General features: G+C 41.0%; 16 protein-coding genes and 4 tRNA genes. 14 read left to right on the plus strand and 6 right to left on the minus strand.

The genetic code is table 11. The features are described from left to right. Nucleotides 1-4: 4 nt before the first annotated feature. From fusA to V6R21_RS31170, 4 genes are all read left to right on the plus strand, one after another. Nucleotides 5-2,146: an elongation factor G gene (gene fusA / locus V6R21_RS31155; protein WP_334247395.1), complete on the plus strand. Its 2,142-nt coding sequence runs from the start codon at nucleotides 5-7 to the stop codon at nucleotides 2,144-2,146. A gap of 149 nt (nucleotides 2,147-2,295) precedes the next feature. Further along, nucleotides 2,296-2,601, plus strand: a complete 306-nt coding sequence (gene rpsJ, locus V6R21_RS31160) for a 30S ribosomal protein S10 (protein ID WP_334247396.1) — start codon at nucleotides 2,296-2,298, stop codon at nucleotides 2,599-2,601. A 209-nt stretch (nucleotides 2,602-2,810) separates the two neighbouring features. Continuing rightward, nucleotides 2,811-3,728, plus strand: a complete 918-nt coding sequence (locus V6R21_RS31165; RefSeq protein WP_334247397.1) for a tetratricopeptide repeat protein — start codon at nucleotides 2,811-2,813, stop codon at nucleotides 3,726-3,728. Nucleotides 3,729-4,078: 350 nt separating this feature from the next. After that, nucleotides 4,079-5,080 carry a hypothetical protein gene (locus V6R21_RS31170; protein WP_334247398.1) on the plus strand — a complete coding sequence of 334 codons (1,002 nt, stop codon included), beginning with the start codon at nucleotides 4,079-4,081 and terminating at the stop codon, nucleotides 5,078-5,080. 49 nt (nucleotides 5,081-5,129) lie between these two features. Here the strand turns inward: V6R21_RS31170 and mutS are convergent, their stop codons facing one another. After that, nucleotides 5,130-7,745, minus strand: a complete 2,616-nt coding sequence (gene mutS, locus V6R21_RS31175; protein WP_408613123.1) for a DNA mismatch repair protein MutS — start codon at nucleotides 7,743-7,745, stop codon at nucleotides 5,130-5,132. A 328-nt stretch (nucleotides 7,746-8,073) separates the two neighbouring features. Between mutS and V6R21_RS31180 the strand changes: the two genes are divergently transcribed. After that, nucleotides 8,074-10,410: a GAF domain-containing protein gene (locus V6R21_RS31180; protein ID WP_334247399.1), complete on the plus strand. Its 2,337-nt coding sequence runs from the start codon at nucleotides 8,074-8,076 to the stop codon at nucleotides 10,408-10,410. 38 nt (nucleotides 10,411-10,448) lie between these two features. Here V6R21_RS31180 and V6R21_RS31185 read toward each other — a convergent pair. The 4 genes from V6R21_RS31185 to V6R21_RS31200 form a co-directional block, all read right to left on the minus strand. Further along, nucleotides 10,449-10,522 (minus strand) — tRNA-Asn (locus tag V6R21_RS31185). Between the two features lie 28 nt (nucleotides 10,523-10,550). Beyond that, nucleotides 10,551-10,624: transfer RNA gene (locus V6R21_RS31190), tRNA-Asn, on the minus strand. Between the two features lie 26 nt (nucleotides 10,625-10,650). After that, nucleotides 10,651-10,724 (minus strand) — tRNA-Asn (locus V6R21_RS31195). Between the two features lie 26 nt (nucleotides 10,725-10,750). Further along, nucleotides 10,751-10,824 (minus strand) — tRNA-Asn (locus tag V6R21_RS31200). A 282-nt stretch (nucleotides 10,825-11,106) separates the two neighbouring features. Here V6R21_RS31200 and V6R21_RS31205 point away from each other — a divergent pair. Together V6R21_RS31205 and V6R21_RS31210 are read left to right on the plus strand one after the other, a co-directional pair. Beyond that, a complete protein-coding gene (locus tag V6R21_RS31205; RefSeq protein WP_334247400.1) occupies nucleotides 11,107-13,170 on the plus strand; it encodes a S9 family peptidase in 2,064 nt (687 codons plus the stop codon). 785 nt (nucleotides 13,171-13,955) lie between these two features. Next, entirely contained in the window at nucleotides 13,956-15,269 is a 1,314-nt protein-coding gene (locus tag V6R21_RS31210; RefSeq protein ID WP_334247401.1) for a CHRD domain-containing protein, read from the plus strand. A gap of 86 nt (nucleotides 15,270-15,355) precedes the next feature. Here the strand turns inward: V6R21_RS31210 and V6R21_RS31215 are convergent, their stop codons facing one another. After that, nucleotides 15,356-16,375 (minus strand): isoaspartyl peptidase/L-asparaginase family protein, encoded by a 1,020-nt coding sequence (locus V6R21_RS31215; protein ID WP_334247402.1) that lies wholly within the window; start codon nucleotides 16,373-16,375, stop codon nucleotides 15,356-15,358. A gap of 482 nt (nucleotides 16,376-16,857) precedes the next feature. Between V6R21_RS31215 and bioD the strand changes: the two genes are divergently transcribed. From bioD to bioB, 7 genes are read left to right on the plus strand one after another with little or no spacing between them, the layout of a single operon-like run. After that, nucleotides 16,858-17,463, plus strand: a complete 606-nt coding sequence (bioD, locus tag V6R21_RS31220; RefSeq protein ID WP_334247403.1) for a dethiobiotin synthase — start codon at nucleotides 16,858-16,860, stop codon at nucleotides 17,461-17,463. 24 nt (nucleotides 17,464-17,487) lie between these two features. Beyond that, a complete protein-coding gene (bioA, locus tag V6R21_RS31225; RefSeq protein WP_334247404.1) occupies nucleotides 17,488-18,762 on the plus strand; it encodes an adenosylmethionine--8-amino-7-oxononanoate transaminase in 1,275 nt (424 codons plus the stop codon). A gap of 13 nt (nucleotides 18,763-18,775) precedes the next feature. Continuing rightward, nucleotides 18,776-19,453 carry a hypothetical protein gene (locus tag V6R21_RS31230; RefSeq protein ID WP_334247405.1) on the plus strand — a complete coding sequence of 226 codons (678 nt, stop codon included), beginning with the start codon at nucleotides 18,776-18,778 and terminating at the stop codon, nucleotides 19,451-19,453. Further along, complete coding sequence (locus V6R21_RS31235; protein WP_334247619.1) at nucleotides 19,425-20,456, plus strand: aminotransferase class I/II-fold pyridoxal phosphate-dependent enzyme; 1,032 nt, start codon at nucleotides 19,425-19,427, stop codon at nucleotides 20,454-20,456. The genes V6R21_RS31230 and V6R21_RS31235 overlap by 29 nt, the downstream gene beginning before the upstream one ends. Then, nucleotides 20,453-21,169 (plus strand): DUF452 family protein, encoded by a 717-nt coding sequence (locus V6R21_RS31240; protein ID WP_334247406.1) that lies wholly within the window; start codon nucleotides 20,453-20,455, stop codon nucleotides 21,167-21,169. The genes V6R21_RS31235 and V6R21_RS31240 overlap by 4 nt, the downstream gene beginning before the upstream one ends. Then, a complete protein-coding gene (bioC, locus tag V6R21_RS31245; protein ID WP_334247407.1) occupies nucleotides 21,163-21,915 on the plus strand; it encodes a malonyl-ACP O-methyltransferase BioC in 753 nt (250 codons plus the stop codon). Before V6R21_RS31240 ends, bioC begins: the two co-directional genes overlap by 7 nt. Nucleotides 21,916-21,945: 30 nt before the next feature. Then, the gene (gene bioB / locus V6R21_RS31250) at nucleotides 21,946-22,923 is read left to right on the plus strand and encodes a biotin synthase BioB (protein WP_334247620.1); all 978 of its coding nucleotides are present in this window, start codon (nucleotides 21,946-21,948) and stop codon (nucleotides 22,921-22,923) included. The last annotated feature ends 186 nt before the right edge of the window (nucleotides 22,924-23,109 follow it).

Below are 23,109 nucleotides of genomic sequence, written 5' to 3' on the forward strand. Positions count from 1 at the left end.
AACAGTGGCTACGAAAATCGACCTTACACATCAAAGAAATATCGGTATCATGGCTCACATCGATGCTGGTAAGACAACAACTACGGAGCGTATCCTGTTCTACACTGGTAAATCTCACAAGATCGGTGAAGTACACGATGGTGCTGCGACTATGGACTGGATGGAGCAGGAGCAGGAAAGAGGTATTACAATTACTTCTGCTGCGACTACTACCACTTGGGGTTACCCAACAGAACAAGGTAAAAGAAACGACAAAACTGAGGATTACAAGATTAACATCATTGATACTCCTGGTCACGTAGACTTTACTGTAGAGGTAGAGCGTTCATTGCGTGTATTGGACGGTGCTGTTGCCCTATTCTGTGCTGTATCTGGTGTAGAGCCTCAGTCTGAAACAGTTTGGAGACAAGCAGATACTTACGGTGTTCCTCGTATTTGTTTCGTAAACAAAATGGACCGTGCAGGTGCTGACTTCTTTGCTGCTGTTAAGACTATCAAAGAGAAACTAGGTGCTAACCCAGTTCCTTTGCAAGTGCCAATTGGTGCTGAAGAAGGTTTCAAAGGTGTGGTTGACCTTGTATCAAACAAAGCAATTGTTTGGAACGACGAAGACCAAGGATTTACATATAACGTAATCGATATTCCAGAAGACCTTGTTGATGACGTAGAGCATTGGAGAACTAACCTTATCGAGGAAGTTTCTGCTTACGACGAAGCACTGATGGAAAAATTCTTTGAGGATCCAGATTCAATTACTGAAGATGAGATCAATGCAGCGATCCGTAAGGCGGTAATCGACATGTCATTCTCTCCAGTAATGTGTGGTTCTGCATTTAAGAACAAAGGTGTTCAAGCATTGCTTGACGCTGTATGTACTTACCTGCCATCTCCACTGGACCTGCCTCCTACTACAGGTACAGACCCTGACACTGGTGCTGAGCTGACAAGAAAGCCAGACGTGAACGAGCCGTTCGCAGCGTTGGCATTTAAGATCGCTACTGACCCATTTGTAGGTCGTCTTTGCTTTATGAGAGTTTACTCTGGTAAACTGGATTCTGGTTCATACATCCTGAACAACAGAACTGGTAAGAAAGAGCGTATCTCTCGTCTGATGCAAATGCACTCTAACAAGCAGAACCCAATCGACTTCGTTGAGGCAGGTGATATTTGTGCGGGTGTTGGTTTCAAGGATATCAAGACTGGTGACTCACTGTCTGATCTTGACAACCCAATCGTTCTGGAAGAGATGAAGTTCCCAGAGCCAGTAATCGGTGTTGCTATCGAGCCTAAGACTAAAGGTGACGTAGACAAGCTGGGTACTGCGTTGGCGAAACTGGTAGAAGAGGATCCTACCCTGACAGTGAAGACTGACCACGAAACTGGCCAGACTATCTTGAGAGGTATGGGTGAGCTTCATCTGGAAATCATCGTTGACCGTCTGAAGCGTGAGTTCAAGGTTGAAATCAACCAAGGTGCTCCTCAGGTTGCTTACCGTGAAGCCATCAAAGGTTCAGTTGAACACAGAGAGGTTTACAAGAAGCAGACTGGTGGTAAAGGTAAATTTGCAGACGTTCAGTTCGAACTGATGCCTGCTGAGCCTAACGCAGAAGGAATCGTTGAAGCTGGTCTTCAGTTTGTTGACGAAATCAAAGGTGGTGTTATCCCTAAAGAATTCGTTCCAGCTGTACAGAAAGGTTTCGAGGCAGCAATGTCTAATGGTGTTCTTGCAGGATTCCCTATCGATGCTATGCGCGTTAGAGTATTCTTCGGTTCATACCACAACGTCGATTCAGATGCACTGTCATTCGAATTGGCTGCGAAACTTGGTTTCAAAGAGGCAGCGAAGAAATGTAACCCAGTTCTTCTTGAGCCAGTAATGGCTGTTGAGGTAATCACTCCAGACGAGTACACTGGTTCTGTAATCGGTGATATCAACCGTCGTCGTGGTCTTCCTAAAGGTCAAGATTCAAGAACTGGTGGTGCAGTAGCTATCCAAGCGGATGTACCTCTGTCAGAACTGTTCGGTTATGTAACTGACCTGCGTACACTGACTTCAGGTCGTGCGGCAGCAACGTTGACATTCTCTCACTATGCTGAGGTGCCTAACAACATCGCAGAAGAAGTGATTAAAGAGCAAAAAGGTTAATCCTTTATAAATAATTAATTCTGGAGAGAGGTGGTTCAAATCTCTCTTCCAGATTGTTTTAGGCCTTTCGGTGTATATTATGGATATCGTCAGGCTGTATTAAACTCCATAACTTATTAGCAGACGGCTAATATTTTATAATTAAGAATATGACACAGAAAATTAGAATCAAACTTAAGTCTTACGACCACAACTTGGTTGACAAGTCTGCAGCTAAAATCGTTGAAGCTGTTAAGAAAACAGGTGCAGTAGTTAGCGGTCCAATTCCGTTGCCTACAAGAAAGGAAAAGTTTACAGTGTTGAAGTCACCACACGTAAACAAGAAGGCGAGAGAGCAATTCCAGTTGTGTACTTACAAAAGACTGGTAGATATCTTCCCTACATCTTCTAAGACAGTTGACGCGCTGATGAAGCTGGAACTGCCTTCAGGTGTAGATGTTGAAATCAAAGTTTGATTCAGCCTTTCGAAGGTAAATTCTGAAAAGATAACGCATACAGGTACCCCTGCCAATTCTAGACTCTGGCAGGGGTTTTTCTTTGCCCAAACTTTCGTAGCCCCTCCAATTTTTTTAGATTCAGGAAAACCCATAAGCCTATCAGGTAGTTGCTCCAAAAAACTGTCGATATGTTTACTTTCATTAGCCTCATACTTGTATTCATACCCATGAAACACAACATTCAGGAATTACCCCTTGAGCAAGCGATAGCACTCTATGAGAAGGGCGCACTTCAGCAAGCACAGACTGCTTTTGAATTGCTTCGTCATAATGCTCCTAATAATGAAGAGGTGCTTTTGTACTTGAGTTATATAGCTGTGGGGCTTGAAGAACCTGAGAAAGCAGAGCCCTATTTGGTTAACCTGCTTAGGATACATCCTGATAAAGCAGAGTACCATTACCTATTGGGAGCTAGCTTAGGATTGCAAGCGCTGAAATCGGGTACATTTAGACAAATGTTATTGGCTCCAAGGATGAAAGCCTCATTTGAGGAGGCTATCCGGCTAGATAAAGAACATACTGAGGCTAGAAAGGCATTGGTGGACTATTACTTGAAAGCTCCTGCTATTTTAGGTGGAACCCCTAAAGCATTGGAAGAGGCTAGTAGTATTGAGAAGTATGATAAGCGAACAGGTTTATTGGTAAAAGCAAAAATATATAATGAGTCAGGAGAGGAGAAAAAGGCAGTTGAGTGTCTTGAGCAGTTGCTATTGTCTGGAAGCGCAGAAGCTGGTGATTATATGCAGTTGGTCGGATATTGGAAGCGAGAAGGAAATCTTTGGGTAAAATTGGAGAGGTTTAAAGAACAGTATTCATCACTCCCTCAAACTTATTATTTAGTAGCCTTGGCTTCGTTAGATACAGAGAGTCATACAGAAGAAGGAATACAAGCGATTAACCAATATATATCTAAGGTAGGTAAGCAGGAGAAAGAAATATATGCAGATGCTTACTGCAAGCTTGGGAAGTTGTATATACAAAGGAGGCAGAAGAATGAAGCGTTTGACGCTTTTGAAAAAGCATTAGAGTACTGTCCTGATTCCGTTGAAGCCAATGAGGAAATCAGTAAACTGAAACGTGATTGAGCAGTATTTGTACTTTACTTAAAGTGTGAGCAGCAGGTTTTGCTGCCTTTTTATTTAGTCTCTAGCGATGTGCCTTTTATTTATAAATGGTAATGTTTTCTATTATTAAGAAATAAGGCAGTTGAGAAGCTTTATAAGGCTCTATTCACAATAGTTGTTAATGATCTTGAGGTGACAATATATATTCTCAGGATCGTAATATGATGTGCTGATCGTTGTCGAAAAGGGTGAAGTTGTTGATTGTTTAGCTGTAAGTGCAGTGTTATATTACATGTGTACTTTCTACCTATTTTTTAAAAGTCAGCTATACAAAATCTGATAACCAGATAATTAAACCCAGACGACAAGCTATGAAACTAAGACTCTTTGTATGGTTAGTTACCATACCCATCTACTCGGTATTTGGCGCTTTTACTTCTAATGATCATGGAGGAGATGAAGAGCTTATACGTAAAGAGCAGTTAAGTAATAGGCATAAGGCAGTTGAAGTGTTGAATATTCGCAAAGAGTATCACAAGAAATATCCTCGTGGTTACCGCATACACTATAAGCTCCGTTTGACAAGTCTACAGAAAGAGATAGGCTTTTATGATGCCATCAACAGTTCACATGCTGTGAACCCTAAAGGAATCAGGTACCTTGGAGAAATAGACATGGACAAGGATCTGTTAGAGCCTTATGAACAGGTTTACAGACTTGCTTATAAGGTGCTATTTGCTCATGAAGGAAAATATGATGCTATCAATACTTATGATAGAGGAGTATTCTCGTTCGGCTTCATTCAAAACAATGCAAAATATGGAGAGCTTTCCCTTTTTATGAAGCAGTTGTCATTGTATTACCCAGAAGCTTATTATCGCTATTTTGGTGAAAGAGGGATAGAAGTGAATCGTGATGAGGAAGGGAGTAATATGATACAAGTGGTGGACGATACAGGCAAGCTCTTAATGGGAGACGCTGCATGGAAATATATGAGTGAAGATGTGAAAGTGATAGCCTGTTTTATAGAAGCAGCCCATGATGTATCTATTCGTAAGATGCAGCGGGAGTTTTTACACGAACGATACACCAATTTGCTTTTAGAAAGGTCGGCTAAGTTTCACGGTAAATATTATACATGGGGAGAGTTGATGGGAGCAGATGAGAAGCTATTAGCAGCGGCGGTGACCTTAGGAGTGAATCTTGGGGTGGGAGGAGCTAATAGTGTCTTACAAAAAGCCCTGAATGAGATGAGTGCCTTGTATAAAAGCCCTGATCAGATAAATATGGAGCTGTTTCTGAGGCAAATCAGGAGTATAGGAAATGATGATCGGGTTACCCGCCGTATCAACATGATTTTAGAAGCCAATTAAGGAAATAGATAAAAGGTCAGTAGTGATTAGCTACTGACCTTTTTTATCATTAGTTCTTCAGAAGTCCTTTTAATTCATTTAGCTTCATCAGTGCCTCAATCGGTGTAAGAGTGTTGACATCCAAATCCTTTAAGGTCTTTTTAAGCTTTTCAGCTGCAGGGTCAGTAGCATCAAAAATGCTGAGCTGGTAATTGTTTTTTGGCACTTCTTTTACTCTTTCCTTATGTTCCGCTGTAATCTTGTCCTGTTCCAGATGGTGTAGAATCTCATTAGCCCTGTCTACAATGTTTGAAGGCATACCAGCCAATTGAGCAACATGGATACCGAAGCTGTGCTCACTGCCACCCTCTTGAAGCTTACGCATAAAGATTACTTTACCTTTATACTCTTTGACAGCTACATTGTAGTTCTTGATTCTAGGGAAATCTTCTGCCAGTTGGTTTAGTTCATGGTAGTGAGTGGCAAATAAGGTTTTAGCCTTGGCCCCCTTATGGTTGTGCAGGTACTCTACAATTGACCATGCAATCGAAATACCATCATAAGTACTGGTTCCCCTTCCAATTTCATCCATAAGAATAAGACTACGGTCAGAAAGGTTATTCAGAATACTGGCGGTTTCCGTCATCTCAACCATAAAAGTGGATTCGCCTTTTGATAAGTTATCTGACGCACCCACTCTGGTAAATACTTTATCTACCAATCCGATCTCAGCTGACTTAGCAGGGACAAAAGACCCCATCTGTGCCATCAGGACAATAAGGGCTGTTTGTCTCAATAGGGCGGATTTACCAGCCATATTCGGACCTGTAATTATCAGTATTTGCTGATCGTCATCGCTGAGCTTGATATCATTAGGAATATACTCTTCGCCAATTGGCAACTGACGCTCAATCACAGGGTGGCGACCTTCTTTAATGAGAAGCTTTTTGTCATCCTTGATTGTTGGTTTGGCGTAATTGTATTCCAATGCGTTTTGTGCAAATGACAGAAGACAGTCCAAGATGGCAAGTGTACCTGCGTTTTGCTGTACTTGAGCTACATATTCATTAGCAGTACAGATAAGCTCAGTGAAGATTCTGCTTTCTATGACTTGAATCTGACTTTCAGCAGTCAGGATTTTTTCCTCATAGGTTTTTAGTTCCTCCGTGATGTATCGCTCTGAGCTAACCAAGGTTGATTTTCTGATCCATTCACTAGGTACTTTATCCTTATGAGCATTACGCACTTCAAGGTAATAACCAAAGACTTTGTTGTAACCTATCTTCAGTGATGGAATACCTGTTCTTTCTGTTTCACGTTGCTGAATTTGTTTCAGATAATCCTTACCGGAAAAGGCAATTTTACGCAACTCATCTAACTCCGTATCTATCCCTTCTTTAACAAGTCCACCTTGTGTTGCATTTAGAGGAGGATTGTCATCTAACTCTTTTTCGATTTTCTCAATCAGGAGGTCGCAACGGTTCAATCTGTCAGCCAGTTTTTGAACTTGAGGTGCGTCAGTTTTTTCAAGGATATCTTTAATAGGGAGTGTATTCTTCAGTGCTTTTTTAAGCTGTACCATTTCCCTTGGGTTGATACGACCTACTGCCACTTTGGAAATCAGTCGCTCAATATCTCCAATTTGCCTTAAAGGCTGAAGCGTATCTTCCATGAGTTCCTCTTCCTCAGTAAAGAAAGCAACGGTATTTAAGCGTTCATCAATTACCTGTTTGTTTTTCAGCGGAAGAACCGTCCACTTTTTCATTAGTCTGGCACCCATTGGCGTTACAGAGCGATCAAGTGTTTCGATCAATGGGACTCCACCTTCCTGCTGAGGATATAGAAGCTCAAGGTTGCGGATTGTAAACTTGTCAAGCCAAACATATTTGTCTTCTTCAATCCTGCTGAGCGTTGAGATGTGGCTGACCTGATGGTGTTCAGTGGCTTCTAGGTAGTATAGAGCAGCACCTGCTGCAATAATACCAGCCTTCATGTTCTCGATACCAAACCCTTTCAGTGACTTGGTGCCAAAATGTTTGGTCAGGCGTTCATAACCAAATTCATGTGTGTATACCCAATCCTCTAATTGGAACGTAGTGTACAAATCACCAAGACGTTCCTGATATACTTCTCGCTGTATACGGCAGTAGATTACTTCAGAAGGCGCAAAGCTTTGTAATAACTTCTCGATATAGGAAAAGTCACCTTGTGCTGTAAGGAACTCACCTGTTGAAATATCCAAAAACGCGACGCCAACAGCATCTTTTTCAAAGTGTACTGAAGCCAGATAGTTGTTGCGTTTTACATTCAAGACATTGTCGTTGAAGGATACACCAGGTGTTACAAGTTCTGTAATTCCCCTCTTTACAATACCCTTGGCAGCTTTAGGATCTTCCAATTGGTCACAAATAGCAACACGCTGTCCAGCCTTTACAAGTCGAGGAAGGTAAGTGTCCAACGCATGGTGAGGGAATCCTGCAAGCTCTACTGCAGATGCACTGCCATTAGATCTTTTGGTTAGAACAATGTCCAGAATCTTGCTGGCAGTGATGGCGTCTTCCCCAAACGTTTCGTAGAAATCGCCTACTCTGAACAGTAATAGCGCTCCTGGGTGTTTTGCCTTGATCGCATTGTACTGTTTCATCAACGGAGTCTCTTTCTCCTTTTTGTCTGCTTTCTTTGCCAAGGGATGTATATTTTTTGTTAGTGAAGTCAATTATTCTGTTAGGGGCAATGAAGTGAATTGCCTTTGTTTCCGAAAAGTCCATCGAAAATCCAAAAATTGTTCAAAATTAGGAAAAACACATGGATTTTACGGAGTTATGGCTATTGATTTCTTATCATCAATCCAATTATTAATGATTGTTTGTTATTTTAATTACCACATAACCCAAAAGGTGTAAAGTTCAACTTAATTTATACTGTTTAGCTCATAGGATATATGACAACGAATTGAACTTGCGCCGAATAATTTTTGAGCTAAAAACAATTTACCTTCTATTGAAAGAGAACCTATGAAGGACACCTTGCTGACTAAAGACTTAACCCTACTTAACAGGATCAGTATTCGCCACAAAATCTATTTTATAATTCTTATGGCAGCCTTGCTGTCGGTTTCTATTGTAGGTTGGGTGGGGTTTCGCTATTCGAGTGAGTCGATAGAGAATGCTTCCTTTGAAAAGTTGACTGCTATAAGGACGGCTAAAAAACAGGCAATGGGACGCTACTTTGACCAAATCCGCAAGCAAGTGATGGTCATGGCAGCTAGCCCTTTTGTTCAAAGTGCTGCACACGATATGTTGGAAGCACATAGGCAGATGGACCATTACTTTACAAAGTCTTATGTTGATAAGCAGCGAAGTGTGCTGTTACGGTACTATAAAGAAGAGATGGTGCAGCGCTATAAGCGAAAAAGTATGGCTGATTCTATTCTGAATTACCTGAAGGTGGCACCAATGCAAACAGTGCTAATGCAGTCGATGTTCATTGTGGATAACCCTAATGAAACATTTCAAAAGGAGCTTATGGAGCAGGTAAGAAGGAGGAGTGATGACCCAGGACTTTATAGTGCGACACATCAGCAGTACCATAGTACAATTAGAAATTACCTTTACCAGTTTGGTTTCAGAGATATTCTGTTGGCAGATACAGAAGGGAATATTCTTTATTCTGTGAAGAAGGCTTCTGATTTTGGGATGAATTTGCTAGAAAGCCCTTTCAATAATACAGCCATTGCAGAAGCCTACCTGAAAGCAAGAGCAGAAACAGTAGGGCATAAAGTGGTGGTGTTGGACTTCAATCGATATGAAGGCGGTTTTGGAGAGCCTGTTATGTTTTTTGCTGTACAGGTAAATTATGAGCAGCAGCAGATGGGAGTACTGCTTTTTGAGTTGCCTTTTGAGGCGATTAATGAAATCATGAGTAGCAGCCATTCTTGGCAGGAGGATGGGTTGGGGAAAACAGGGGAAACATACTTAGTGGGACGTAACCTGACTTTGAGGAGTCATCCAAGGCTTTTTGAAGAGAATGCAGATGAGTATCTACATTATCTGGATGAACTGTCAGAAGGAAATGGTCTTGTGAGGCAAATACAGCTGTACAATACCCCAATACTTTGTCAAAAAGTCAATACCGAGCCTGTAAGGAAAGCTTTCACTGGGAAAGCTGCTGAGATGGTAACCCAGAACTTTATGGGAAAGGCTGTCTTAAGTGCGTATACACTAATGGATATTATGGGACTGGAATGGGCTATTATAACTGAAATAGAAACGGAAGAAGTATATGAAGTGATAAATGACCTTCAGTTTACAATATTGCTTACAGCAGCTATAGTGTTCTTGCTTATCCTGATTTTAGGGTGGTTTTACACTGCTATCTTTACCAAACCATTGATCAAGGTGAGAGAATCTGCTGTTGGGTTAGCAGAAGGAAGGTTAGTGAAACCTTTGGATGTTGAAACTAAAGATGAAATAGGAAGGACATTAGAGTCTATGAACCTGCTAATAGCCCGAAATAAGGAAACAGCTGTTTTTGCACAAGAAATTGAAGCAGGTAGGTTTGATTCAGAATTTACGGTCTTCGGGAGTGAAGACCTTTTGGGAGGTTCTCTGAACAAAATCCGACATAAGCTGAAAGAAGTAGCAGAGGAAGACCGGATTCAAACATGGAAGCATAAAGGAATGGAGCTGTTTACAGAGCTTTTGCATAGTAACGGCCCTGAAGGATTGGAGAAAATTCTTGATAAGATACTTTTTGAGTTGACGATGTACTTAAATGTACATCAGTCTGCGATCATGCTGATAGAGGAAGGTGCCGACGATGAAAAGGTATTGCTAATGAAAGCTTGTTATGCCTATGACCGAAAAAAGTTTTTGGACAAGGAAATTCCCTTGGATCAAGGGTTGGCAGGAAGATGTTGTCTGGAGGCAGAAACTATCTATATAGATGATGTGCCACCTGATTATCTTGAGATCAAGATAGGGTTAGGAAATGCGACTCCGAAAGGCGTATTAATAGTACCTATCAAGTTTAATGACCAAGTCTTGGGAGTATTGGAAATGATCTCTCTAAATCAGATTAAGCCTTTTGAAATAGCATTTGCAGAGCAAGTGGCAGAAAGCCTTGGAGCTGCCGTGTCAGTAATTATAACTAGCGAACACACGAATCAGTTGCTAGAAGAGTCCCAGATGCTGACCAATGAGCTTCAAGCTAGAGAAGAGGAGTTAAGGCAGAATGCGGAGGAGTTGGAAGCAACACAAGAGGAAATGGGAAGAAGGCAGCGAGAGCTGGAAGAGGAACTGATTATATTGAAAGAACAGAATCAGAAAACATTGGAAAATGATAACCATTAGAAACAAAAAAAGCCTTGCAATTGCAAGGCTTTTTTTAGCTCCTCAGGTTGGACTCGAACCAACGACCCTCTGATTAACAGTCAGATGCTCTAACCAACTGAGCTACTGAGGAATGATAGTATAAGAAGTTTGTTGTATTGCTCCTCAGGTTGGACTCGAACCAACGACCCTCTGATTAACAGTCAGATGCTCTAACCAACTGAGCTACTGAGGAATAGGTCTTTCTTTAAATTGTTATAGCTCCTCAGGTTGGACTCGAACCAACGACCCTCTGATTAACAGTCAGATGCTCTAACCAACTGAGCTACTGAGGAAGATTATATAACAATTTTTTGCTTAGCTCCTCAGGTTGGACTCGAACCAACGACCCTCTGATTAACAGTCAGATGCTCTAACCAACTGAGCTACTGAGGAATTTCGGAAAGCTTGTTTCCGATTAAGCAGTGCAAAAGTAGCAGGAAGAATTATTTCTGCAAAAGAATTTATGAAAAAAGTAGTATTAAAGATAGTAGATTTTTGATTATCAGCATGAAAAATTACAGATGAAAATATATGGAGATAGCTTCTGAGTGGAAGGTTTTAGAATTATAAGGTTTTTAACAGTGTGTAAACATTTGCGATTGCATATCTTCGCACCACATTGTAAATACAGCGATGTGATTTGATCACAGAGGTAAACTAAACACAAGCAAAAAAATGAAAAAACTGGTGATGCTGTTTGCTGCAATGGCCTTTTTGATGCAAGGCTATGCGCAAGACAAAATGACACCTGAGTTGCTTTGGAAACTCGGCAGGGTAAGTGACGTGCAGGTTTCTCCTGATGGTAATACGTTACTTTTCGGTATTACATATTATGATATTACTGAAAATAAAGGGAACAGAGATTTGTACAGTATGCCTGTTACAGGTGGAGAACCAATTAAACTGACAGAAACTTCTTTCTCAGAGTACAATGCTGTGTGGAGACCTGATGGCAAGAAAGTTGGTTTTTTAGCTGTTCAAAAAAATGGACTGCAATTGTTTGAGATGAACCCTGATGGTTCTGAAGTAAAGCAGGTGACTGATATTGAAGGTGGTATTGGTAACTTCAGCTATTCTCCAGCAGGAAACTATGTGTCATTCACAAGAGAAATTACCATCAATAAAATCGAAGCTGCTGACCAGTATGAGGATCTTAAAAAAGCAGATGTAAAGATTATTGATAACCTGATGTACCGTCATTGGGATCATTGGGAAGATGGTGCTTTCAGTCACGTATTTATAGCTCCTTACGAAAATGGTCAGGTAGGACAAGTAAAAGACCTGATGGAAGGCGAAGCATTTGATGCACCGTTAATGCCATTTGGAGGCGTTGAAGAAATCACATGGAGTCAGGATGGTAAGACATTGGTATATGTGTCAAAGAAGAAAACAGGTAAGGACTATGCAGTAAGCACAAATTCCTCATTGTACTTCTATGATCTGGAAACAGGCAAGACAACTGAGTTTGAGCAAGGTGTAGATGGTTATGACAATCAGCCTGCTTACTCTCCGGACAATAGCAAGATCGCATGGTTGGGAATGGGACGTGATGGCTATGAGTCAGACAAAAACGTTTTGTACATCTATGATTTTGCTAAAGCAAAAAGATATGCCATTACAAAAAATTGGGATGAGACTGTGGGTAGTTTTATCTGGTCAGAAGATGGCAAATCAATTTATTTTGTAGCTGCGGTGAATGCAACTTATCAGCTATTTGAAGTCAAACTGCCTAAAAACCTTGACAAGAAAGAGGTAGCAGCAGAAGATATTCGCATGATTACAGAAGGTGAGCACAACTATCAATCTGTAGCTCAGGTGGGTGATGTGCTGATAGGAATGAAGCAGTCAATGAAGCAAGCTTCAGAACTGTGGACGGTGAATATCAAGAAAGGAACAGAAACAGCCATTACGGGAATCAACAATGATATTTTCAGCAAGCTTGATAATATTACTGTAGAGAAACGAATGGTGAAAACTACAGACGGCAAAGACATGTTAGTTTGGGTAGTTCTGCCTCCTAATTTTGACCCGAACAAGAAATACCCTACACTGCTTTATTGTCAGGGAGGACCACAGTCTCCAGTTTCACAATTCTATTCGTATCGTTGGAACTTCCAGCTGATGGCATCCAAAGGATATATTGTAGTGGCTCCTAACCGTAGAGGTCTGCCTTCATTTGGTACAAAATGGAATGAAGATATCAGTGGTGACTGGGGTGGACAGCCGATAAAGGATTACCTAGCAGCTATTGATGATGTAGCCAAAGAGCCATATGTAGACCAAGATAGATTAGGGGCAGTAGGAGCGTCTTATGGAGGTTACTCTGTATATATGTTGGCAGGTATCCATGAAGGAAGGTTTAAAGCTTTTGTATCGCACTGTGGCCTTTTCAATATGGAAAGCTGGTATGGTACTACTGAAGAGTTGTTCTTTGCTAATTGGGAGCTGAAAAAACCATATTGGGAATACCCTCAAGCGAAAGCGTATACAGAATTCTCTCCTCATAGATATGTACAAAACTGGGATACACCTATTCTGGTCATTCATGGAGGAAACGACTTCCGTGTGCCGGAGTCAGAAGGTATGCAAGCTTTTCAGGCTGCACAACTAAGAGGGGTTCCGAGCAAATACCTGTACTTCCCGAATGAAGGACACTGGGTATTGAAACCTCAGAATGGCTTGGTATGGCATAGGGAGTTTTTCAAATGGCTGGATCAGTGGTTGCAAAATGACCTGTAATATCTAGGTTTATAGATGATTAGAAAAGAGCACTTGTTGAGAAGCAGGTGCTCTTTTTTTGTGGTTAGCATCATGAATAAGTACTAAACAGCAAACCGGGGTTGGCTTCTTATGGTAAATAGATAATTTTTCACTCGTGGGCACAATGTAATGTGAGTGTTGTTATGAATTTGAAAGAAAAAAATGGTAATATAAACTATGGTTTTAAAGAGCCATCAAGGACTAAAGCAAAAGAGAATTAATTAAAAACCTTATATTAATAACAAAGCTTACTCAAATCCTAAGTACTAAAAGAGAGAAACACTGAATTATTACCTTAATTAACCTTAAACTACTATTGATTGATAATCAGTGGTATAATTCGTTAGCCATTTTATAGGTAAAAAAAGAAGGATCAAATACAGGATTTTTAGCACTCAAAACACATTCATGGCATGGAATCTGATACATGTGGCAATAATGTTGAGTGACGTTGAAAAAATATTAGGTATTATCATAAGAACTGATTGCCAGTATCAATAATGACCGTTTTTTCGGATTAAAAATCAGCAAAAAATATATCTCAAAAATATTGTATAGGGAGTAAAAAAAGGGGTGGCAGGAAATACCTTTCTTTTCCCAACAAGTTTCCTCCCCCCTTTTACAATTTGCCATTTTTGTACCCTTCATAATTACAAAATCCAACCAAGTCTCTTCTTACGTAAATATTTAATAGAAAATGGCTTTATGGAGAACCAGTTCATAGGGCCTTTGCAATTATTTTTCATAACCCAATACAAATTGCTATGAAACAGAATACACCTTGGTATGTGCTACTTTTGTTGTCCCTTTTTGTCATCTCCTCATGTGATGATGACGATGATGGAGGTACAACCCCCACACCTGACCCTGAGATAGTTCAAGAATGGACCGTAGAGTTGAGTCCTTCAGATGAGGTACCTGCCATAACAGGCAGGGATGAAACAGGTACAGCAGAGCTGACTTTGTACGATGATAATACGTTAGAATACACAATTACAGTAAATGACCTGTCAGACACAGATGAGCTGACTATGGCTCATATTCATACGGGAGGACCAACAGAAACAGGAGATGTACTGATCACATTGGTAGATGGTACAGATATAGTATTTGACTCCAATAACAGTGTTACTAACACGATTGACCTGACAACAGCTCAAGTTGATTCATTGACGAATTCTCCTGACAATCTATATGTCAATGTTCATTCCACGGAAGAACCAAATGGCTTATTGAGAGGTCAGCTTGAAGGAGGAGGTGGAGGTACTGAACCAGAGGTGGTTCAGGAATGGGAAGTAGCTTTAAGTCCTAAACTTGAAGTGCCTGCCGTAGCAGACAGAGAAGAAACAGGGATGGCAAAATTCACCTTGTATGACAACAATGAGTTGATATATGAAATTATGGTGGATGGTTTGGCTGAGACTGATGAGTTGACTGCTGCACATATACATACTGGTAATCCAGCTCAAAGTGGTGATGTTTTGTTCACATTGGTAGATGGTACAGATATAGTATTTACCGATAACATGGTAACAGATACGTTGACACTGACAGAAGAAGAAGTGACGACAATCCAAGGAATGGACCTTTATGTAAATGTACATTCAACTGAGGTGCCATCAGGATTGGTTAGAGGTCAATTGGATGTTATGATCGATATGGCTGCTGATGTGCCACTTGCCGTAGATAATGAGACAGATCCTTTAGAGGGTAGAACAGAGACAGGTACAGCCATTCTTCGTATGACAGCCGATAGCGTATTATTCTATAGTCTTGAAGTAGAAGGGTTGGATGCGGAGGATATGCTGACGATGGCACATATACATGCTGGTGCTGCTGGTGCAGATGGGGATGTGATTGTAGACTTGTTGGATGGTGTGTCATTTGAAGATGTAGAAGGCAATCAGTTTGTGCAAGACAGTGTAATGGTAACAGATGTGACGATTTATGAAACAGTTACTGGAGGCGATGCCTATGTGAATATCCATTCTAATGATGCTCCATCAGGACTGGTTAGAGGTCAGGTTGACGAAAACCGAACCATCATAACCAATGAAGAAGAGGGTGCTGGACAATAGATAATAGTTAAGTGATAAATAAAAAAGAAGGGCTCCACTCACAATCAACTTTGTGGGAGGAGCCCTCTTTTTTTTAAATGAAAAGCCTATTCTTCATCATTGTAAATAAATACACCTGTTTCACCATTGACTTTTTTGAAGCCCCTAAACATGCCTGGTGTATTGAAGGTCATCATAATATTTCCCTCCTTATCAAGTCCAATCACTCCACCCGTACCACCAAGGTCAGTTAATTGCTTCATAATTACATCTTGTGATGCATCTTGTAAAGAAACACCTTTGTATTCCATTTGTGCAGAAATATTGTGAGCAATAGCCAATCGAATAAAGTACTCGCCATGTCCTGTACTAGATATGCCACACGTTTGGTTGTTGGCATAAGTACCTGCACCAATGATGGGAGAGTCGCCAATTCTACCGAATCGTTTATTGGTCATTCCCCCTGTTGAAGTTGCAGCCACAATATTTCCTTGTTGATCTAATGCGACAGCTCCAACCGTTCCGAACTTGAAGTTGTTGTTGCCTTCAGGGTTTCCTAAGTGACCACGGCTTTCGTCCATTGTCTTGGCTTTTTCAAGTTGCTGCTTACGCCTGTCAGTGATAAAATAGGAAGGATCTACTAACTCAAGCCCTTCATCTTTGGCAAAGGCTTCAGCTCCTTTTCCAGACAGCATCACATGTACAGAATTGTCTTTGACAGCTTTAGCTGCTAATACAGGGTTTTTGATGTTGGTAACACCTGCTACAGCACCTGCTTCCAGTGTTTTGCCATCCATGATGGAAGCATCCAGTTCGCAGTGTCCTGCATTGGTTAGTACTGCACCTTTACCTGCATTAAAGAGCGGTGAGTTTTCCATAACCATTATAGAGGCGATTACGGCTTCTTCACTGGTGCCTCCATTTTCTAGAATAGCATAGCCAGCATCCAGTGCTTCTTGCAGCTTTTCACGATATGCCTTATCCTTTTCAGGAGTCATGTTCTTTTTCAAAATAACACCTGCTCCACCATGTATAACAAGAGCAATCTTTTTGTTGCTTTGAGCAAATAGTCCAGAGCAACATAAAACAGCAGCAGTCAGTAGCAGTAGTTTTTTTAGGGTTTTCATAAAAAGTCCGTTATCAGTTTATTTTTAAGAAATAGTCCATTTAGAGAGGAAATATACAGAAATACCGTGTAACCTTTTTTCTGTATTTCATTATGGGGATAAATGTACCATAATGACTTTAACCTTGATCATATATCGTTTACTGAGTTTCCTCTTGCTCATTGAGCAAGGGGAGTATTTGGTGCTGCACAGTTCAAATTGTAGGTTTCCCTTTTTTGGGGAAATTATTGGTCGACGGGAACTGACAAACATCCTTCCTTTGACAGCCGTAAAAGCCCGCGACCCACCTTTTCCTGTTTAACTGCGAATAAAGCAACCCAATTGAAATGACCGGTAATTCTTTCTGATGATGTCACATCGGGAAAAATTGCCGGTCATTTTTTTATGGAGTTTAGGGGTTTGGCACAATGTGGATGTCTTGACAGATTCTTTATATTGCTTTTTTATGAGAATCTAAATAGTTCATTTTAAACTTTATTGCCATGCAATTTTTTATAACAGCCATTGGGACAGACAGTGGCAAATCGCTGGTGAGTGCCATATTTGTTGAAGCTTTAAAGGCTGACTATTGGAAGCCAATTCAGGCAGGGTTTCCACGAGATACAGATACAGTTCAGGCACTGGTCTCCAATAAGCAGTCTGCGTTTTATTCGGAAGCTTACTTGTTGAGTATGCCAGCCTCACCACATGCAGCGGCTTCTCAAGATGGAGAGCGTATAGACCTTTCTATTGTGGTTCCGCCTAAAACATCAAAGGACCTGATTGTGGAAGGAGCAGGAGGTGTATTGGTTCCCGTAAATGACCATGATTTTGTGATTGATATGCCACAGCAATGGAAGATGCCTGTTGTACTGGTTTCAAACCATTACCTCGGTAGTATTAACCATACATTGTTGACGGTAAATGAATTGAAAAGACGCAATATTGAGGTAGTAGGTATTGTGTTTAATGGAGAAGAGAATAAAGAATCTGAAAGTATTATCCTGAAACATTCTGGGTATAAGACTTTGCTTAAAATCCCTCAATTGGAAAAAGTGGATAAGGAAACAGTCAAGAAGTATGCAGAAGAGTTAAGGAAAAACCTTTGATTAAAATGAAAAACTAAATTGACAATGATGGACTTGAAAGAAAGAGACAGGAAGTACGTATGGCACCCGTTTACGCCACAACGTCCTCAACCAGAAATTTTGCCTGTCAAGAAAGCTTTTGACTGTACACTGGTCTTGGAAGATGGTCGTGAAGTGATTGATGCGATCTCATCTTGGTGGGTCAACCTGCATGGGCATGGTAACAAGTATATTGCTGAAGCAGCAGCAAAGCAGGCAAGAGAACTGGAACATGTGATTTTTGCTGGTTTTACGCATGAGCCTGCAGTACAGTTGGCAGAAAGACTGATCGGTGTTTTACCGGGTGATCAGGCTAAAGTATTTTACTCTGACAATGGCAGTACAGCTACAGAAGTAGGGATGAAGATGGCTTTCCAGTATTTTTGGAACAAGGGGGAGCAGCATCGCCGTAGAATTATCTCCTTCGAGGGTGCTTATCATGGAGATACATTTGGAGCTATGTCGGTAGGAGATCGAGGACCATTCAGTCAGCCCTTTTTTCCATACCTGTTTGATGTAGATGCGATCCCTTATCCAGAGTCAGGGAAAGAATACAGAACCATAGAGCAGTTCAGGGAAGTAGCAGAGCGAGGAGATGTAGCCGCGTTTATTTATGAACCATTGGTACAAGGTTCAGGAGGTATGCGTATGTATTCACCAAAAGTACTGGATGAGCTGTTGTCCGTAGCCAAGGAACATGGTATTCTTTGTATCGCTGATGAGGTTATGACAGGGTTTGGCAGAACAGGAAATCTGTTTGCGTCAGAATATATGGAACACAAGCCTGATATAATGTGCCTTTCAAAAGGTCTGACAGGAGGTACATTGGCTTTAGGAGTGACTACATGTGTGGAAAAGGTTTATGAGGCATACCTTCAGGAAGATATTATGAAGACCTTCTTTCATGGGCACTCATTTACCGCTAATCCAATTGCTTGTGCAGTAGCCAATGCTAGCTTGGATATGCTACTTTCTCTTGAATGTCAGGACAGTATTCAGGAAATAGTGAAAAGACATGAGGTATTTGCTGAGAAAGCCCAAAGCTTTGCTTTTGCGAAGAATATCAGACAGCGAGGTACCATTTTGGCTTTGGAATATGATGCTGGAGAACAAGCTTCGTATTTTAATAAATCAAGGAATTATTTGTACGAATCATTTTTGAAAAAAGGTATATTGCTTAGACCTTTGGGCAATGTGGTGTATATTTTGCCACCTTATGTCATTTCCGAAAAGGAACTGAATGCTGTATATGCAGCAATTGAAGATGTTTTTAATCAATAATAGAATTTAAGAAATGCTCCATTTCAAGAAATGGTCCCGTAAGCCTTATGCCATATTCCATTCATTGGGCAAGCAAATCAAGATAGCAAGACTATCTTCAGATATGCTGTGTGCTGTGACGGATGTGGTAAAACAAGAGGCTACATACAGGGACAAGACAGCAGGAGCAGAAGCCGACAGACAGACCGAACATGGGGATGGTGTAGACCCCTTATGGGAGTTGCTGTTACTGTTGGGGATTTCCCCTGCTACCGAAATTGAGGTAAGTGAACGAATCGGGTCATCGTATGACGTATTCCGTAATGGAAACACAATTCCTTTTTTTACCTCTCCTCTAATAAGCATTTCTCCTCCTCTAAGGAAACTGAAATTCATTGATTCTTCTAGTGAAGATATATACCTGCTTTCTCAAGACAGGCAGGAACATACTATGCCTTTACTTTTTAAAAAATTGATCAATCAGTATCCTTCTAATCATCATGGAGAAATATTCCTTCCGCGAAAGTACAGCGGTTCAGCTTGCCGAATTGCAGCAAGCAAATATGTACCGCACTTTACACACAACACATCTTCAGGACGAGTCTTTTACCCTCAAAGATGGAAAAGCTTTACTGAACCTAGTTTCCAACGACTATCTCAATCTGACTACAGATCGGGAATTGTTGGACAGTTTCTATGGCAAGCTAGCTGAACAGAATTGGACTGATTTCAGGTTAGGTGCAGCATCATCACGGCTATTGGGTGGTAACCATGAGCTTTACAGTCAACTTGAGAGTGTGGTGGCTAAAAGCTATAACAGAGAGGCTGCTTTACTCTTTAACAGTGGCTATCACGCTAATTTGGGGGTGTTGCCTGCGCTTACCCAAAAAGGAGACCTTATTCTTTCTGATAAGCTCAACCATGCCAGCATAATAGATGGAATACGCCTTTCTGAAGCAGATGTAATGAGGTACAGGCATTTGGACTATACCCATTTGGAAACACTGTTGAAGAAATATCGCCATCAATACAGGAATGTAGTGATTGTGACAGAGTCCGTGTTTAGCATGGATGGAGACCTTGTTGACTTACATGCATTGGTCAGCTTAAAGGAAACTTACAATACACTATTGTATGTAGATGAGGCACATGCAGTGGGGATATTTGGGAATAAGGGTTTAGGGCTTTGCGAATTCCAGAATGTGATCGGGCAGATAGATGTGATTGTTTGCCCTTTGGGGAAAGCAGTCGCCTCTTATGGAGCACTGGTTGTAACGGATGAGTTGATTCGAAACCTTCTTATCAACCGTTCAAGAACACTAATTTTTTCTACTGCATTACCTCCTGTTCAGGTCCAATGGTCTCTTCATGTTTGGGGACAATTGCCGAAGCTAACTGAAAGGAGGAAAGCATTGAGAGAGAATAGCCTTTGGCTTCGGTCACAGCTTGAGCTGCAAGGGTGGTTAATGCCTTCCTCTAGTCATATCATCCCTGTTATTACAGGAGAAGTGAAAGGTGCGATTTCATTAGCTGAAAAGCTGGAAAGCTACCACTATATGACTTTACCGGTAAGACCACCAACTGTCCCTGTAAATCAGGCAAGGTTACGCTTGTCTCTCACATCATCTATCAGCAAGCAGCAGCTTTTGCCATTGCTGAGTTGCACTGGAGAGATAGTAAAACATCTGAACCAACAGAAAACGATTCAACCATGAAAAAAGAGTGGATTCAAAAAGGAAAAGGTGATCGGCTGTTAGTCTTTTTTGCAGGGTGGGGGCAGGATGTACATCCATTTAGTCAATTGCAAGCTGAGAACTGGGATGTGCTGATGCTGTATGACTATAATGACCTAAACCTCCCTGTTGCGAAAAGTGAGATAAGTAGGTACAAAAATGCAGAACTGGTGGCTTGGTCTTTAGGAGTCTGGGTAGCCTCACAAATGCCAACAGAATGGCTTTCAAGCTTTCGGACTCGAATAGCGGTAAATGGAACATTGATGCCAATAGATGAGCATCTTGGGATACCTCCTGTGATTTTCGATGGTACCATTGCTAACTTTTCTCAGGTAACAAGGCAAAAGTTCTTCAGAAGAATGTGTGGTAGTTATTTTCAACAATACCAGAAGTTTAGTCCATTGAGGTCTTTAGAAAGTCAATGCGAAGAACTGAAACAGTTTAGAATAAAGGTCGCAGACGAATGGATTAGTTCAAGTGCTTTTGATAAGGCTTTGGTGTGCAGTGAAGACCTTATTTTTCCTGCAAAACATCAGCTGCAATTCTGGGGTGAGGAGCTGAATGTACCTACCAAGCAGTTGCCTTTGCCTCATTTTCCATTTTACAGATGGGAAACTTGGGACAGTATGATGGTGGAGTTACTGTCTCCAGAAGGGTTCTTTTTGAGGCAAGATAAAGTAGCAGAACAATGGTAACAGTCAGTATTGATAAGCAGCTAGTGGCTGAGCGCTTTCGTAACAATTTTGCTACATATGAAAGTGAGGCAGTTGTCCAGCGACATATGGTAAATCGGCTTTTTGGGTTGCTGGAGAATGAATCTGTCAAACCGCAAAGAATACTAGAGATTGGGTGTGGAACGGGTTTCCTGACAAAGAAATTAAAGGCATTACCCTTTCATATGTATTGGCTCAATGATTTGGTATTCGAAGCTGTGAACAATTGTCTGAGCCTAGTTGATAGTGCCTTTCCATTGGTAGGAGATATTGAGCAGAAAGCTTTACCGGAACAGCTGGATTTGGTTGCTTCTAGTGCAACCTTTCAATGGATAGCGAACTTTCCAGCTTTTGCTAAGCGACTTCATAGGCATATGGCGGTAGAAGGAGTGTTGGCATTTTCAACATTTGGACCTGCCAATATGCAAGAAATCCGAGCATTGACTGGAGCAGGTTTAGACTATCCATGTTTGCATGAACTTACGGATATGCTCAGTCCCTATTTTGAGATAAGCCAAGCTGAGCAAGAACAGCAAGTACTCGTCTTTGAAAACCCAATTGAAGTGTTGAAACATTTGAGGCAGACAGGCGTCACGGGTTTGAGTAGGCAACATTGGGGGAAGGAACAACTCCGACATTTTTGTGAATCCTATCAAGACAGATTCAGCATAGCAGGAGGAGTAAAGCTCACCTACGAACCAATATACATTGTAGCTAAAAAGATTTGACAATCACTAACCAAAACAAATATGCAAGACATTTCAACAATCAGAAATAACTGGACTAGAGAAGAAATTACAGAAATTTATAACACTCCTATTATGGAGTTGATGTATAGGGCTGGAACTGTGCATCGTGAGTTTCATGACCCGAATGAGGTACAGGTTTGTACATTGCTTTCTGTCAAAACAGGTGGTTGTAAAGAAGACTGTTCATACTGTTCGCAATCAGTTCGTTACAATACACATGTAAAGCCTGAAAAAATGATGGGAGCAGATGACATTATCGTAAAGGCAAAACAGGCAAAACAAGCAGGAAGTACACGCTTCTGTATGGGTGCTGCATGGAGAGAAGTGAGGGAAAACCGTGACTTTGATACTTTGTTGAATGTGGTTTCGGAAGTGAACGGGATGGGAATGGAAGTATGTGTTACGCTTGGAATGGTTAACGAGCAGCAGGCCCAGAAACTCAAAGAGGCAGGGCTGCATGCTTACAACCATAACTTGGATACAGGTAAAGAATATTATGATAAGGTAATTACCACCCGAACATTTGATGACCGTCTGGATACGATTCACAATTTGCAGAAAGCCAATGTCAATGTATGTTCAGGGGGAATAATTGGCTTGGGAGAACAGCATGAAGACCGAATCAGTATGTTGCATACCTTGTCTACTTTGCCAAAGCATCCAGAGTCAGTACCTGTCAATGCGTTGGTGGCAGTGGAAGGAACACCTATGGAAGGGAACGAACGTGTACCGGTATGGGATATGGTAAGAATGATTGCCACTGCACGGATCTTGATGCCTAAAGCGATGGTCAGGCTTTCGGCGGGAAGAAAGGAGATGCCACTGTCAGAGCAGGCGATGTGCTTTATGGCAGGAGCCAATTCTATCTTTGCTGGAGACAAGTTGCTGACTACCCCAAATCCGGAGAAAAATGATGATAATCATATGTTTAGGATTCTTAACTTGAAGCCTAGAGTAGCTTTTAAAGGGGAAGGTGCCCATGTTTAAGCGACTTTGTTAAAGAGTTAAATTAAGCCCTCTTGTAATAATCTAAAGAGGGCTTTTTTATGTCCAAAAATCTTTAGCGAATTTTCGTTTTTCCATTGTTGGTTCAAAAAATCAACTTCATAAAAGTTAAAAAAAGTTAAAATAAAATTTCAGTGACTTAAGTTACTCACTCAAAGTGATTTTAAT

The organism is Limibacter armeniacum (assembly GCF_036880985.1).
GTDB lineage: Bacteria > Bacteroidota > Bacteroidia > Cytophagales > Flammeovirgaceae > Limibacter > Limibacter armeniacum.